The sequence below is a fragment of the Nocardioides sp. P5_C9_2 genome (assembly GCF_054049555.1).
In genome coordinates this window covers 1-15,268 of the sequence record NZ_JBFUMD010000029.1, presented here as the reverse complement: position 1 = coordinate 15,268, position 15,268 = coordinate 1, and the positions used below count along the sequence as shown (strand labels likewise).

Annotated in this window: 14 protein-coding genes; 6 read left to right on the top strand and 8 right to left on the bottom strand. The window is 72.0% G+C overall.

The features are described 5' to 3' along the window. The coding region (locus ACXJKL_RS02955) for a saccharopine dehydrogenase NADP-binding domain-containing protein (protein ID WP_457205558.1) at positions 1 to 292 on the bottom strand (292 nt) is incomplete at its 3' end. 55 nt (positions 293 to 347) lie between these two features. Between ACXJKL_RS02955 and ACXJKL_RS02950 the strand changes: the two genes are divergently transcribed. Genes ACXJKL_RS02950 through ACXJKL_RS02940 form a run of 3 tightly spaced genes read left to right on the top strand, consistent with a single transcriptional unit; the run spans position 348 to position 3,531 of the window. Then, complete coding sequence (locus tag ACXJKL_RS02950) at positions 348 to 2,330, top strand: beta-propeller domain-containing protein (RefSeq protein ID WP_457205557.1); 1,983 nt, start codon at positions 348 to 350, stop codon at positions 2,328 to 2,330. Positions 2,331 to 2,371: 41 nt separating this feature from the next. After that, positions 2,372 to 2,638, top strand: coding sequence for a DUF2277 domain-containing protein (locus ACXJKL_RS02945; protein ID WP_457205556.1), 267 nt, complete (start codon positions 2,372 to 2,374; stop codon positions 2,636 to 2,638). Then, positions 2,635 to 3,531 carry a Sir2 family NAD-dependent protein deacetylase gene (locus ACXJKL_RS02940; protein WP_457205555.1) on the top strand — a complete coding sequence of 299 codons (897 nt, stop codon included), beginning with the start codon at positions 2,635 to 2,637 and terminating at the stop codon, positions 3,529 to 3,531. The genes ACXJKL_RS02945 and ACXJKL_RS02940 overlap by 4 nt, the downstream gene beginning before the upstream one ends. Before the next feature lie 38 nt (positions 3,532 to 3,569). Here ACXJKL_RS02940 and ACXJKL_RS02935 read toward each other — a convergent pair whose 3' ends face one another. Next, positions 3,570 to 4,256, bottom strand: a complete 687-nt coding sequence (locus ACXJKL_RS02935) for a metal-dependent transcriptional regulator (protein ID WP_457205554.1) — start codon at positions 4,254 to 4,256, stop codon at positions 3,570 to 3,572. 54 nt (positions 4,257 to 4,310) lie between these two features. Between ACXJKL_RS02935 and ACXJKL_RS02930 the strand changes: the two genes are divergently transcribed. Continuing rightward, positions 4,311 to 5,102, top strand: coding sequence for a hypothetical protein (locus ACXJKL_RS02930; protein ID WP_457205553.1), 792 nt, complete (start codon positions 4,311 to 4,313; stop codon positions 5,100 to 5,102). A 33-nt stretch (positions 5,103 to 5,135) separates the two neighbouring features. Further along, on the top strand, positions 5,136 to 6,743 hold the full coding sequence (locus ACXJKL_RS02925; protein ID WP_457205552.1) for a glycoside hydrolase family 13 protein: 1,608 nt from the start codon (positions 5,136 to 5,138) through the stop codon (positions 6,741 to 6,743). A 67-nt stretch (positions 6,744 to 6,810) separates the two neighbouring features. Here the strand turns inward: ACXJKL_RS02925 and ACXJKL_RS02920 are convergent, their stop codons facing one another. The 6 genes from ACXJKL_RS02920 to pdxH form a co-directional block, all read right to left on the bottom strand. Next, entirely contained in the window at positions 6,811 to 7,254 is a 444-nt protein-coding gene (locus tag ACXJKL_RS02920; RefSeq protein WP_457205551.1) for a MarR family winged helix-turn-helix transcriptional regulator, read from the bottom strand. Then, complete coding sequence (locus ACXJKL_RS02915; RefSeq protein WP_457205550.1) at positions 7,251 to 8,870, bottom strand: MDR family MFS transporter; 1,620 nt, start codon at positions 8,868 to 8,870, stop codon at positions 7,251 to 7,253. The genes ACXJKL_RS02920 and ACXJKL_RS02915 overlap by 4 nt, the downstream gene beginning before the upstream one ends. A gap of 393 nt (positions 8,871 to 9,263) precedes the next feature. After that, positions 9,264 to 11,234, bottom strand: a complete 1,971-nt coding sequence (locus ACXJKL_RS02910) for an ABC transporter ATP-binding protein (protein ID WP_457205549.1) — start codon at positions 11,232 to 11,234, stop codon at positions 9,264 to 9,266. Beyond that, entirely contained in the window at positions 11,231 to 12,964 is a 1,734-nt protein-coding gene (locus ACXJKL_RS02905) for an ABC transporter ATP-binding protein (RefSeq protein WP_457205548.1), read from the bottom strand. Before ACXJKL_RS02905 ends, ACXJKL_RS02910 begins: the two co-directional genes overlap by 4 nt. Then, on the bottom strand, positions 12,964 to 13,539 hold the full coding sequence (locus tag ACXJKL_RS02900; protein ID WP_457205547.1) for a TetR/AcrR family transcriptional regulator: 576 nt from the start codon (positions 13,537 to 13,539) through the stop codon (positions 12,964 to 12,966). The genes ACXJKL_RS02905 and ACXJKL_RS02900 overlap by 1 nt, the downstream gene beginning before the upstream one ends. A gap of 45 nt (positions 13,540 to 13,584) precedes the next feature. Then, entirely contained in the window at positions 13,585 to 14,253 is a 669-nt protein-coding gene (gene pdxH / locus ACXJKL_RS02895; RefSeq protein WP_457205546.1) for a pyridoxamine 5'-phosphate oxidase, read from the bottom strand. A gap of 130 nt (positions 14,254 to 14,383) precedes the next feature. Here pdxH and ACXJKL_RS02890 point away from each other — a divergent pair. Next, a partial coding sequence (locus ACXJKL_RS02890; protein ID WP_457205545.1) for a citrate synthase 2 occupies positions 14,384 to 15,268 on the top strand: 885 nt, incomplete at its 3' end.

Here is a 15,268-nt window from a genome sequence, read left to right as displayed (position 1 = left end):
GGTACGGACCGACCGTGGTGATGACGACGCGGGCACGCGTCGCGACGTCGGCGAGGCTGGTCGGGTCGGTCGCGTCCGCGTGCAGCAGCTCGAGCTCCCCGAGCTCGGGTGCGAGGGTGACCAGGTGGGCCCGGAGCTCCTCGAGCTTGTCGCGGTTGCGCCCGGCGAGCGCCCAGCGCAGGTCGCCGGGAGCGTGCCTCGCGAGGTACTCGGCGGTCAGGCGGCCGGTGAAGCCGGTCGCGCCGAAGAGCACGATGTCGAAGTCACGGCCGCCGGTGCGCGCATCAGTCATGCCGCCATCCAAACAGGTCCCGGAACCCCGGCGTCCGGGGCGGCGTCTGACGGACATGACGAAGTGGATCTCGGTCGTGCTCGGGTTGGTGACCCTGGTCGCCGGCACCGTCCTGGCGACCCTGGCGGTGGCGGGCACCGGGCGCCCCGGGACCRACCTCACCCCCCGCCCCACCTCCGACCTCCGCCTCGCGGCCGCGAGCCTGCGACCGGCCACGTCGTGCGAGGACCTGCTCGCGCAGTACGTCGCGCGCGGTGTCGCCCAGGTCGGCCCCTACGGCTGGGACTCGGGCCCGATCGTCATGTTCGACGCGATGGGCAGCGCCCGCTCCGAGAGCGCGGCCGGTGCACCGGCGACCCTCCCCACGACCACAGGTGCGAGCAGCACCGAGTCCGGCACCAACGTCCAGGAGGCCGGTGTCGACGAGCCCGACGTGGTCAAGGTCGCCGGCGAGCTCCTGCTCCGCATCCGAGGTGAGGTGCTCACGATCCACGACGTCGCCGGCACCGAGCCACGCCTGCTCTCCTCGCTCACCCTCACCGGCCTGCGCGACGGCGAGCTCCTGGTGTCCGGGGACCGCGTCGTCGCCCTCGGCGGCGCGTACGACGGCGGCGCGTACGACGGCGGCGCGTACGACGGCGGCCCGCACGACGGCGGCCCCTACGACGCGCAGCCGAGCACTCGCGTCATGGTGCTGGACATCAGCGACCCCGGCGCCCCTCAGGTGCTCGACACCCTCGACTACGACGCGGAGCTCTCGGCCGCGCGCCTGCACGTCGGCGCCGGCGACGGCGTCGTACGCCTCGTCCTGCGCAGCTACCGGCCGGCGCTCGACTTCGTGCAGCCCGAGCCGGGCCAGGACCAGCGCGGGGCCCTCGACCACAACCGCCAGGTCGTGCGGGACTCCACGCTCGCGGACTGGTTGCCCACAGCCGGTGGCGAGTCGGTCGTCGACTGCGCGGACGTCGCCGTCCCGACCGACGACGACGCGGCACTCGGCACCACGACGGTGGTCGGCCTCCGGCCCACCGACCCGGACCCGCTCACCGCACCGGTCGCCACGGCCGTGGCCAGCGACGTCGCCACGTCGTACTTCTCGCAGGACCGCTTCTACCTGGCGACCGGGGGGACGGGCGGCTGGTGGGGCGCGATGATCGACTGCATCGACCGTTGCGCCCCCGTCCCCAGTGGCGGCGGCTTCGGCGACGGCACCACCGACCTGTACGCCTTCGCCCTCGACGGCGCGGCCACGACCTTCGTCGCCGGCGGTGAGGTGGACGGGACGGTCCACGACCGCTGGGCCATGGACTTCGCCGACGGCACGCTGCGGGTGGCGGTGGGCACGTCCTCGCCGAACGGCACCTCCGGCGCGCGTCCCTCCAGCTCCGTCATCACGCTGCGCGAGGACGGCAGCCGGCTCACCGAGACGGGCCGGGTGGACGGCCTCGGGGTCGGCGAGGACATCAAGTCCGTCCGCTGGTTCGACGACCTCGCGATCGTGGTGACCTTCCGCCAGGTCGACCCGTTGTACGCCGTGGACCTCACCGAGGCTGCCGCGCCGCGACTCATGGGCGAGCTCAAGGTCCCCGGCTACAGCGAGTACCTGCACCCGCTCGGCGGTCGGCGACTGCTCGGCATCGGCCAGGACGCCTCGGCCGACGGGATGGTCCGCGGTGCGCAGGCCGCCCTCTTCGACGTCACCGACCTGACCGCTCCCGAGCKCCTCGACGCGGTCACCTACCCGTCCTTCACGGTGGCTGGCGCCGGCGCGGACCCGCGGCAGTTCACCTGGCTCCCGGACCAGCGGATCGCCCTCACCGTCATCTCCCGGGGATGGTCGGGCGGGCCCGCCTGGGTGTCGGTGCTGCGCCTCGGCGCGGACCGGATCCGCAACGAGATGATCGAGGTGCCGGCGCGATCATTGTCCGGGGACGAGTCCGGAGCCGGCGACGGCCTTGCCGACGCGCGCCTCGTCCCGCTCGCCGACGGCCGGGTCCTGCTGGTGGCCGGCGACGGGATCTCGTTCCTCGGCCTGTGACCCCCTCCTCAACCCGGGGGGAGCCGCCTACTCTGGACGGCATGTGCCGCAACATCCGCCCCCTCAACAACTTCGAGCCGCCCGCCACGCGCGACGAGGTCACGGCCGCCGCCCTGCAGTACGTCCGCAAGGTGGCCGGCACCACCAAGCCGTCGCAGGCCAACGAGGCGGCCTTCCACGCCGCGGTGCGCGAGATCGCCCACATCACCCAGCACCTGCTGGACGACCTGGTGACGACGGCRCCGCCCAAGGACCGCGAGGTCGAGGCCACCAAGGCGCGAGCGCGGGCCCAGGCGCGCTACGCGTGAGCCTGCGCACCGACCTCCCGGTCGAATCCAACCCCGTCGAATCCAATCCCCTCGGATCCAGCCACCTCGAATCCAGTACCGGCGCAGCCGCCCTCGAGGAGGTGCTCGACTTCCTCGCCGAGCGCCCGCTGGTGGCGCTGACCGGCGCCGGGATGTCCACGGACTCCGGGATCCCCGACTACCGCGGGCCCGGCGCGCCGGTGCGGATGCCGATGACCTACCAGGAGTTCGTCGCCGGACCGAGCCCCCAGCAGCGCTACTGGGCGCGCAGCCACCTCGGGTGGGCCCGGATGGGGCACGCCGAGCCCAACGCCGGGCACCGGGCGATGGCCCGCCTCGACCCCGGGCTGCTCATCACCCAGAACGTCGACGGCCTCCACGAGGCGGCCGGCTCGCGCCACGTCGTGGCCCTGCACGGGCGGGTGTCCGAGGTGGTGTGCCTCGGTTGTCGCGAGGTCACCCCACGTACGGCGCTGCAGGAGAGGCTGGCCGAGCTCAACGCCGGCTGGCTGGCCGAGCACGCCGCGGCGGCCATGCGACCCGACGGCGACGTGGAGCTCGAGGAGACCGGGGGCTTCGTGGTGCCCGGCTGCGACGACTGCGGCGGCCCGCTCAAGCCGCACGTGGTCTTCTTCGGCGAGAACGTCCCCGCCGACCGCGTCGCCCGGTGCTACGCCGCCGTGGACGCCCTCGGCCCGGAGGGGGCGGTGCTCGTGGCCGGCTCGTCGCTGACCGTGATGAGCGGGCTCCGCTTCGTCAAGCGCGCCGCCCGCGCGGGCACGTCCGTCGTGATCGTCAACCGGGGCACGACCCGCGGCGACGAGCACGCGACGTACACGCTCGGCCTCGGGTGCAGCGAGTTCCTCACCGCCCTGGCCGACCGCCGGGGCTGACCCGGCCGGACGTCAGGGGCGGCGGGCGCCAGGACGCCTCAGAGGCGGCGGACGAAGATGTGGTCGGCCGCCTCGAGCACGACCTCGGCGGTCTCGCCGCCGGAGCCGACCAGGATGCCCTCGGCGGTGGCCACGACGACGACGGTCTTGTCGGGCACGGCGCCCACGCGGCGCAGGGTGCTCATCAGCTCCTCGTCCTTCTGCATCTCCTCCGAGATCCGGCGCACCAGCACGCGCGCATCCTCCGGGCCGGCGACCGCGGACAGCGGCTCGACGCCCTCCATGAAGCCCTCCCCCAGCGCGCTCTCCCCGAGCTCGTCGAGGCCCGGGATCGGGTTGCCGTACGGCGACTCGGTGGGGTGGTCGAGCAGCTCGACGAGGCGACGCTCGACGGTCTCGGACATCACGTGCTCCCAGCGGCAGGCCTCGGCGTGCACGAGCTCCCAGTCGAGGCCGATGACGTCGGTCAGCAGGCGCTCGGCGAGGCGGTGCTTGCGCATCACCCGGGTCGCGAGGCGCAGGCCCTCCTCGGTCAGCTGCAGGTGGCGGTCACCCTCCACGGTGAGCAGGCCGTCGCGCTCCATCCGGGCGACCGTCTGGGAGACCGTCGGCCCGCTCTGGTGGAGCCGCTCGGCGATCCGGGCGCGCAGCGGGACGATGCCCTCCTCCACGAGCTCGAAGATCGTGCGGAGGTACATCTCGGTGGTGTCGATCAGGTCGCTCACGCCGTCATTGTGTCCCATGGCCGGGCCCGGCCCCGAGATGGCACAGTGAGCACGGTGACCGAGCTGATCGTCCCCCGGCGCTTCTGCGGACCGCCCGACTCCGGCAACGGCGGCTGGACTGCCGGCGCCCTCGCCACCACCCTGGCGTGCGAGCCCGGCGACCACGTCGACCGGTGGCCGCCGATCGAGGTGTCGCTGCGGCAGCCGCCGCCGCTGGACGCCCCGATGAGCGTCACGGCCGGGGACGACGACACGTCGACCGCGAGCTTCGGCGGCGCGGTGATCGCCACCGCCCGGTGCGCCCCCGAGTCCACCCTGACCACGGTCGAGGGCGTCGAGCCCGACGTGGCGCGCGCGGCGGGGTCGGCGTACCCGGGGCACGCGTTCCACCCGTTCCCGACGTGCTTCGCCTGCGGCACCGGCCGCGAGGAGGGCGACGGGCTGCGGATCTTCCCCGGGGCCGTCCCCGCCGGGCACGAGGACCAGCGGGTCGCCACGACGTGGACGCCGCACCCCAGCGTCGGGGAGGACTTCCACACCTACGCCGACGCGGCTCCCCGGGCCTCGGTGGCCGCCACGTGGGCCGCGCTCGACTGCATCGGCGGCTGGGCGGGCGACCTGACCGAGCGGCTGATGGTGCTGGGGCGGATGACCGCCCGCATCGACACGTTGCCGGTCATCGGCGAGGAGCACGTGGTCGTCGGGGCCAAGCGCGGACAGGAGGGTCGCAAGACCTTCACCGCGTCCACGCTGCACGATGCCGACGGCCGGGTGGTGGCGACGGCGGAGCACATCTGGATCGCCGTGGACCCCGCACTCTTCGGCGGGCGACGGCCCTCGGATTGACCCCACCCCCGGCGGCTCGCCAGAATAGGTCGTATGGCTGATTTTAACGATCCAATCCAGGACGGCCCCCTGTGGTGGCGCGACGCCRTCGTCTACCAGGTCTACGTGCGCAGCTTCGCCGACAGTGACGGCGACGGCATCGGCGACCTGCCGGGCATCACCTCGCGCCTGCCCTACCTCCGGGACCTCGGCGTGGACGCCCTGTGGATCACGCCGTTCTACACCTCGCCCCAGCACGACCACGGGTACGACGTCGCCGACTACACCGACGTCGACCCGCTGTTCGGCTCGCTCGCCGACGCCGACACCCTGGTCGCCCGGGCCCACGAGCTCGACCTGCGCGTGATCGTCGACCTGGTGCCCAACCACACCTCCGACGAGCACGCGTGGTTCCGCGCGGCACTGGCCGCGGCTCCCGGCAGCCCGGAGCGGGCGCGCTACCTGTTCCGCGAGGGCTCCGGCCCCGACGGCAGCCTGCCGCCCAACAACTGGGAGTCCGTCTTCGGCGGTCCGGCCTGGACGCGCGTCGCGGACGGTCAGTGGTACCTCCACCTCTTCGACTCCACCCAGCCCGACCTCGACTGGCGCAACCCCGAGATCGGCGACATGTTCGAGGGGGTCCTCCGCTTCTGGCTCGACAAGGGCGTCGACGGCTTCCGCGTCGACGTCGCCCACGGTCTCTACAAGGAGGAATCGCTGCGGGACCAGGTCGTCGCGCAGGGCGAGCGGCCCACCTCCGGTGCGGTCAACTCCGACTCCTCGATGGTCTCCCGCGAGCTCAAGGACGAGCCGATGTGGGACCAGCCCGAGGTGCACGACGTCTACCGCCGGTGGCACGACATCCTCGACAGCGTCGGCGCGGACCGGATGGCCGTGGCCGAGGCCTGGACGCAGACCCCCGAGTCGATGGCCGCCTTCGTGCGTCCCGACGAGCTCGACCAGGCCTTCAACTTCGCGTGGCTGCTCGCCGACTGGTCCGCGGAGTCCTTCCGCGAGGTCGTCGTCGACACCCTCGCGGCCGTCGCCCCCGTCGGCGCCTCGCCGACCTGGGTGCTGAGCAACCACGACGTCGTACGCCACGTCACCCGCTACGGCGGCGGGGAGCAGGGCCTGACCCGGGCCCGCGCGGCCACCCTGGCGATGCTCGCGCTGCCCGGCTCCTCCTACCTCTACCAGGGCGAGGAGCTCGGCCTCGAGCAGGTCGACGTCGCTCCCGAGGACCGGCAGGACCCGTCGTGGTTCCGCACCGGCGAGGTCGGCCGCGACGGCTGCCGGGTGCCGATCCCGTGGGGTGGCGACTCGGCCCCCTTCGGCTTCGGCCCGGGCGACGCCCAGCCGTGGATCCCGCAGCCTGCCGAGTTCAAGGGCCTCACCGTCGAGGCGCAGACCGGCGTCGGAGGCTCGACGCTCGAGTTCTACCGCGCGGCCCTGGCGGCCCGGCGGGCCCACGCCCTGCCGGCTGGTGACGAGGTCACCTTCATCGAGGCGAGCGGCGACGTGCTGGAGCTGCACCGCGGCGGCCTGCGCGTCCTGCTCAACTGCGGCAGCGCCGACGTCCCCCTCCCCGAGGGCCGGGTGCTGGCCAGCAGCGGTCCCGTCACCGACGTGCTGCCGGGCGACACCTGCGTGTGGCTGGGCTGAGTCCCCTCCACCCCCCACGACGAACGGCCCGCCCCTGCGAGGGGGCGGGCCGTTCTTCGTCCGCGGATCAGGGTTGGCCGAGCGTCTCGTTGTAGCGGGCGAAACGGCGGACCAGCTCCTCGAGGTCCTCCGAGCTCCACTCCGCCAACCGGGCGTCGAGCTCGACGATCCGGCGCCGGCTGACGGCGTCGACCCGCTCCTTGGCCTCAGTGGTGGCCGTGAGGATGGTGGCCCGCCCGTCGGCCGGGTCCGGAGTGCGCTCGACCAGGCCCAGCTCGACGAGGTGCTGCACCTGTCGGGACACCGCGCCCTTGTCCAGGTCGAACTTCTCCGCGATGTCGGCCGAGCGGCGCGGTCCGGCCTCGATCAGGTGGGCCAGCACGACGTACGACGAGGGCTGCAGGGACGGGTGGACGAGCGCGGCGCGCTCGGTGAGCGCGCGCCGTACCCGTCGCATCAGGATCCCGACCTCCTGCTCGAGGGCGTGCAGGGTGCGGATGCGGTCGGTCATCGATCGAGCGCCGCGACAGCCTCGGGGGCGACTGCGACCTCGGCATCCAGGGTGGTGCGCAGCGGCACCTCCTTGATGAGCAGCACCGCCACCAGCGCACCGATCGCGAAGGGCAGGGCCACCAGGAAGATGTGGCCGGTCGCGTCGCCGTAGGCGCTCTCGACGATGAGGCGGATCGGCTCGGGCAGCGTCGACAGGTCGGGAACGCCTCCCTCCGAGTTGCCGAACCGCTGAGCCAGCTCGGGGTTGGCCCGCAGGATCGGCGCGATCCCGGCCGCCACCGCGTCGGCTACCTGGTGCGCCAGCACCGCACCGAGCACCGCGATCCCCGCGGAGCCACCCAGCGAGCGGAAGAACGCCACCACCGAGGAGGCGGCACCCATGTCGGCCAGCGCGGTGGTGTTCTGCACGGCCAGGACCAGGTTCTGCATGGTGGCGCCCAGGCCCAGGCCCAGGACGGCCATGAAGAGACCCGTGTGGGTCAGCGGGGTGTCGGCATCGATGGTGGAGAGCAGGCCGATGCCGGCGATGACCAGGACCATCCCGCCGACCAGCCAGCGCTTCCACACGCCGGTCCGGGTGATGGTGCGGCCGCTCAGGATGCTGGAGACCAGCAGCCCGCCGACCATGCAGACCGACATCAGGCCGGCCTCGGTCGGGCTCATGTCCTTGGCGCGCTGGAAGTAGAGGCTCAGGTAGACGGTGGACCCGAACATGGCGACCCCGATCAGCACCGAGGCGATGGTGGCCAGTGTCAGGGTGCGGTCCTTGAACAGCCGCAGCGGGACCACCGGGTCCGTGGCGACCCTGGCCTCGACATAGATGGCCGCGGCGACGACGAGCAGCGAGCCGGCGAGCAGGAGGCTGCTGGTGGTGGAGATCCAGTCGAACTGCTGACCGCCCAGGGAGACCCACACGAGCAGCAGGGAGACACCGCCGACGAGCAGGATCGCCCCGAGGTAGTCGATGGACACCTCACGCTTGACGACGGGCAGGCGCAGCGTCTTCTGCAGCACCACGAAGGCAAGGAGGGCCACCGGCAGGCCGGCGAAGAAGCACCACTCCCAGCCGACGGTGTCGACCAGCACACCGCCGACGAGCGGACCGCTGACCGTCGCGACAGCGAAGACGGCGCCGATGTAGCCGGAGTAGCGACCGCGCTCACGCGGGGGGACCAATGAGGCGATGACGACCTGCACCAGGGCGGTGAGGCCGCCGACGCCGAGGCCCTGGACGACGCGAGCGCCGATGAGGACCTCCATCGAGGGCGCGAAGCCGGCGATGAGCGAGCCGATCGAGAAGATCACCAGGGCCGACTGGACCAGCACCTTCTTGTCGAACAGGTCGGCCAGCTTGCCCCAGATCGGGGTGGTCGCGGTCATCGCGAGCATGGTGGCGACGACGATCCAGGTGTAGCCCGTCTGGCTGCCGTGGAGGTCACTGACGATCGTGGGCAGCGCGTTGGAGACGATGGTGCTGGACAGCATCGCGACGAACATCGCGAGCAGGAGGCCACTGAGCGCCTCCAGCACCTCACGATGCGTCATCTGGCCGGACCGCTCCACCGGCGCGGGCGCGGTGGCTGACTCGGGGTGGGACACGGGAGCTCGATTCATGAAGACTAGAAGGTTGCCAGAGGCAACTATATTCCGCTTCTGCCCTCCTGCCTCATCGCGAGCGCGGTGATGCGGGCCACACCCTCACCCGTACGACGGACGGCGGTTGCCGCCTCCTTGCCACCCGGCCCCGGACGTGCAGCGACCCGCAGGCCTGCTGCCCCTCGTGGTGTCTCCACCGGGAGGGGCCCCGGGGGATGACGTCCGGGGGCCTGCGGGTCGGGTGGCTGCAGTGGATTCGCCGGCAGCTCGTCGGCGACTAGGGCTGGTGCTGCCTAGCGGGCAGCCACCTCACTCATCCGAAAAGACTTCATTCTTCGGACCACCTCCTTTCCGTGTGACACCACCGTAGGTCGCGAACGACCGCGGGCCAAGAGGTTTTCTCGGCCTGGCTCAGGCGGCCTCGAACTGCGAGCGGTAGAGCGCGGCGTACGCCCCGTCGCGGGAGAGCAGCTCGTCGTGGCTCCCCTGCTCGACGATGTCGCCGTCGCGCATCACCAGGATCAGGTCCGCATCGCGGATGGTGGAGAGCCGGTGGGCGATCACGAACGACGTCCGGTCGCTGCGCAGCGCGGCCATCGCGTGCTGGAGCAGCAGCTCGGTGCGGGTGTCGACCGACGAGGTCGCCTCGTCGAGGATCAGCAGGTCCGGTGCTGCGAGGAAGGCCCGCGCGATCGTCACCAGCTGCCGCTCCCCCGCGGACAGGTTGGAGCCGTCCTCGTCGATGAGCGTGTCGTAGCCGTCGGGCAGCGAGTGCACGAAGCGGTCCACGAACGTCGCCTCGGCGGCCTGGTGGATCTCCGCCTCGGTCGCGTCGGGTCGGCCGTAGGCGATGTTGTCCCGGATGGTCCCGGCGAACAGCCAGGTGTCCTGGAGGACCATCCCGATCTGGCCGCGCAAGGCGCTGCGCGGCATCGAGGTGATGTCGACGCCGTCGAGGGTGATCCGGCCGCCCGAGACCTCGTAGAAGCGCTCGACCAGGTTGACCAGGGTGGTCTTGCCGGCGCCGGTCGGGCCGACGATGGCGACCGTCTGGCCCGGCCGGGCGACGAGGGAGAGCCCCTGGAGGAGCGGCCGCTCGGGGTCGTAGGAGAAGGAGACGTCCTCGAAGCGCACCTCGCCGTGCCGCTCGGTGGCCGGGGCGCCGTCCCGGTCGGGCTCCTGCTCCTCGGCGTCGAGCAGCTCGAAGACGCGCTCGGCGGACGCCACGCCCGACTGCAGCAGGTTGACCATCGAGGCGACCTGGGTGAGGGGCTGGGTGAACTGGCGGGAGTACTGGATGAAGGCCTGCACGTCGCCCAGCGACATGGTGCCGCTGGCGACCCGGAGTCCACCGAGGACCGCGATGACCACGTAGTTGAGGTTGCCGACGAACATCATGATCGGCATGATCAGGCCGCTCACGAACTGGGCCCCGAACGACGCCTTCAACAGCTCGTCGTTCTCCTCGGCGAACACCCGCTCGGCCTCACCCTGGCGGCCGAACACCTTGACCAGCGCGTGCCCGGAGAAGGTCTCCTCGATGTGGCCGTTGAGCGTCCCGGTCCGCCGCCACTGCTGGACGAACAACCCCTGCGAGCGCTTCATCACCGCCCCGGCCACCACCATCGAGACCGGCACCGACACCAGGGCCACCATGGCGAGCACGGGCGAGATCCAGAACATCATCCCGAGCACCGCGACCACGGTCAGGACCGAGGTGAGCAGCTGGCTGAGCGTCTGCTGGAGGGTCGTGCTGACGTTGTCGATGTCGTTGGAGACCCGGCTCAGCAGCTCGCCGCGCGGCTGCCGGTCGATGTAGGCCAGCGGGAGGCGGTGCACCTTGTCCTCCACGTCGGAGCGCATCCGGCGCACCGTGCCCTGGACCACGTCGTTGAGGATCCACCCGGCAAGCCAGCCGAGCGCGGCGGCCCCGATGTAGATCGCCAGCACGAGCAGGAGCACGTGCCCCACGGCCGTGAAGTCGACACCCTGGCCGGGGACGACGTCCATGCCGCTGACCATGTCGGCGACCTGGTCGTCGCCACGCTCCCGGAGCAGCGCGACGGCCTGGTCCTTGGTCAACCCGTCGGGCAGCTGGCCGCCGATCAACCCGGAGAAGATCAGGTCCGTGGCCCGACCCAGCACCCGGGGACCGAACGCGGTGGCCAGCACGCTGACGACGGTGAGGGCGATGACGGCCAGCGTCTTGGCACGGTACGGCGCCATCCGGGCGACCATCCGTCGGGCCGACGGACCGAACGCGCTCGCCTTCTGCCCGACCATGCCCCCGCCCATCGGGCCGCGGCCCGGGCCGCCGGGACCGGCCTCGATGCGCTCGGTCTGCTTGAGCGTGGCGGGCGCCTGCTTCGTGGTGTCGCTCATGCGACCTCTCCCACCGTGAGCTGGGACTGGACGATCTCGAGGTAGGTGCCACACGTCGCGAGGAGCTCGTCGTGGGTGCCTCGCCCCACGACCTCGCCGTCCTCCAGGACGAGGATGACGTCCGCGTCGCGGATCGTGGAGACCCGCTGGGCGACGATGACGACCGTGCTCTCACGCGTGACCGGCACCAGCGCGGCCCGCAGCCGCGCGTCGGTGGTCAGGTCCAGGGCGGAGAAGGAGTCGTCGAACAGGTAGATCTCGGGCCGGCGGATCACCGCCCGGGCGATCGCCAGCCGTTGTCGCTGCCCCCCGGAGAAGTTGCTCCCGCCCTGCGACACGGTCGACTCGAGCCCGTCCGGCATCGCGACCACGAAGTCGCGTGCCTGGGCGATCTCGAGCGCGTGCCACATCTCCTCCTCGGTCGCGTCGGCCTTGCCGTAGCGCAGGTTGTCGGCGATGGTGCCGGAGAAGAGGAAGGCCTTCTGCGGGACCAGGCCCAACCTCGCCCAGAGCACCTCGGGGGCCAGGTCGCGGACGTCGACCCCGTCGACGTACACCGTCCCGGAGGTGACGTCGAAGAGGCGTGGCACCAGGTTGACGAGGGTGGACTTGCCGGCACCCGTCGATCCGACGATGGCGATCGTCTGCCCGGGTCGGGCCCGCAGGTCGACGCCCCGGAGCACGGGCTCCTCGGCACCGGGGTAGGCGAAGGTGACGCCGTCGAGGACGAGGGTGCCGCGCTCGGTCACCTCGGTGACCGGGTGGGCGGGACTGACCACGCTGCTCTCGGTGTCGAGCACCTCGACGATCCGGTCGGCGCACACGGCGGCCCGCGGGATCATCATCATCATGAAGGTCCCCATCATCACGCTCATGATGATCTGCATGAGGTAGGTGAGGTACGCCGTCAGCGCCCCCACCTCCATGGCCCCCGACTCGACCCGGTGCCCGCCGAACCACAGCACCGCGACGGAGGCGACGTTGGCGACCAGCATGACGACCGGGAACAGCCCGGCCTGCCAGCGGCCGGCCCGTACGGCGACCACGGTGAGCTGGTCGTTGGCCTCGGCGAAGCGGCGGGCCTCGTGCTCCTCGCGGACGAACGCCCGCACCACCCGGACGCCGGTCACCTGCTCGCGCAGCACGCGGTTGACCTCGTCGATACGCACCTGCATCAACCGGAAGCTGGGCACCATCTGGCGCACGATCAGCCCGACCGAGACCGCCAGGACCGGGACCACGACCACGATGAGCCACGAGAGCCCGACATCCTCGCGCATGGCCATCACGACGGCGCCGACCATCATGATCGGCGCGGAGACGAACATCGTGAACCCCATCAGGACCAGCATCTGCACCTGCTGGACGTCGTTGGTCTCGCGGGTGATGAGCGAGGGGGCGCCGAAGTGCTGCACCTCGCGGGCCGAGAAGGTGCCGACCCGGGAGAAGATCGCGGCGCGTAGGTCGCGCCCGAAGGACATCGCGGTGCGCGCGGCGAACCACACGGCCGCGATCGAGCACAGGGCCTGGGCGATCGAGACGGCGAGCATCACCGCCCCCCGCTGGACGATGTAGCCCGTGTCGCCGAGCACGACCCCGTTGTCGATGATCTGGGCGTTGAGGCTGGGCAGGTAGAGCATCGCCAGGGTGCCCACGAACTGGAGCGCGACGATCGCGGCGATGGGGCGCTTGTACGGCGCGAGGTGCGTGCGGATGAGCCGGAGGAGCATCAGTCGACCTTTGCGAGCAGACCGTCGAGGACGGTGGTGACGATCTCGTCGGCGGACAGGATCCGGCCGTCGGAGAGGTGGGGATGGCTGCCGGAGAAGGTCAGCAGCCGGGTGACGTGCACGAGGTGCGCCACCGGGACGCGGAGCTCGTCGGCGTGCGGGGCGAGCAGGTCGGCCATGATCTGGGCGACCTCCTCGCGGGTGTGCTTCATGTGGGTGCGACCGGCCGGCGGCCCGATCATCCCGATGGCGGTCATCAGCGTGAAGATCCCCCGGAACCGGATCTGGAGCAGCGTGACCAGGTCGCAGACGAGGTCCCGCAGCGGCTGGTCGGGATCGACGCGGCGCAGGTCCTCGAGGAACGGCTCCATGTCGAAGGCGTGGTCCAGGGTCGCCTGGACGAGGTCGTCCTTGGACTCGAAGACGCGGAAGATCGTGCCCTCCGCCACCCCGGCCGCCTCGGCGATCTGACGGGTGGTCACCGCMCGGCCGTGCTCGTGGAGCAGGGGCAGGGTCACGTCGACGAGCGCACTGCGGCGGTCGTCGGCGGACATGGCGGTGGCGCGAGGAGTCACCGGGCCACCCTAGGTGAGTGAGCACTCACTCACAAGCGGATCCGGTCAGGGCGCCAGACGTTCGACGTGCCAGGAGCGGTCCGCGTCGCCGACGCCGCGGCGGTAGACGAGCCGGTCGTGCATGCGACTGGTCCGGCCCTGCCAGAACTCCACCACCTCGGGTCGCACCCGGTAGCCGCCCCAGTGGTCGGGCAGGTCGACCGCGCCCGGGAACCGCTCCTGCATCCGGGCGAAGGCCTCCGCCAGCACGGCCCGGCTCGCCACCACCGTCGACTGCTGCGACGCCCAGGCACCGAGCTGGGCGCCCCGCGGACGGGAGTGGAAGTACGCCGCCACCTCCTCACGCGGCAGCGGGGTCGCCGTGCCCTCGACCCGGACCTGGCGCTCGACCGGGTGCCAGGGGAAGAGCAGCGCACAGCGCGGGTTGGCGGCCAGCTCGTCGCCCTTGCGGGAGGCCTGGTTGGTGAAGAACACGAAGCCGTCCGCGTCCAGACCCTTGAGGAGCACCATCCGTGACGAGGGGGCCCCGTCCGGGGTGGCGGTGGCCACCACCATCGCGTTGGGCTCGTGGAGGCCGGCCGCGACCGCCTCCTGCAGCCACCGGGAGAACATGCCCACCGGGTCCGGCTCGAGGTCGGGGAGATCGAGCCCACCGCGGGAGTACTCCTCCCGGAGGGAGGCCAGATCGACGGGACGGTCGACGGCGGGGTCCATGACTCCCGACCCTAGCCCGCAGGCCGTCGGGCGCGCGGTGGCGACGTGGGGGTGGGCCAGGTGCACAATGAGTCGCCCGCCTCCGCGGGCCATCCCGCCAGGCACGACGGCCCCAGAGGAGCGCACACCCATGACGCAGGTGCACCACGGACTCGAGGGAGTCGTCGCGTTCGAGACCGAGATCGCCGAGCCCGACAAGGAGGGCTCCGCGCTGCGGTACCGCGGCGTGGACATCGAGGAGATCGTCGGCCGGGTCCCGTTCGAGAACATCTGGGGCCTGCTCATCGACGGCTCCTACACGCCCGGCCTGCCCGCCGCCGAGCCCTACAACCTGCCGGTCCACACCGGCGACGTCCGCGTCGACGTGCAGGCCGCGGTCGCGATGCTCGCGCCGGCCTTCGGCTTCGGCCAGACCTACGACATCAGCGACGAGCAGGCCCGCGAGGACCTCGCCCGTGTCGCCGTGATGGTCCTGTCGTACGCCGCACAGTCCGCGCGCGGACTGCACCTGCCGGTGGTCTCGCAGAAGGAGGTCGACCGGGGCGGCACCCTGGCCGAGAAGTTCCTGATCCGCTGGAAGGGCGAGGCCGACCCCAAGCACGTCAAGGCGATCGACGCCTACTGGTCCTCGGCCGCCGAGCACGGCATGAACGCCTCGACCTTCACCGCCCGGGTGATCACCTCGACCGGTGCCGACGTGGCCGCCGCCTTCTCCGGTGCGATCGGTGCGATGAGCGGGCCGTTGCACGGTGGTGCCCCCTCGCGCGTGCTGGGCATGATCGAGGAGGTCGAGCGCCGCGACGGCGACGCGGCGGCGTACGTCAAGGAGCTGCTCGACAACGGCGAGCGGCTGATGGGCTTCGGGCACCGGGTCTACCGCGCCGAGGACCCGCGCGCCCGGGTCCTGCGTCGCACCGCCAAGGAGCTCGACGCCCCGCGCTACGCGGTCGCCGAGGCGCTGGAGCAGGCGGCCCTCGCCGAGCTCCGCGAGCGGCGTCCCGACCGGGTGCTGGAT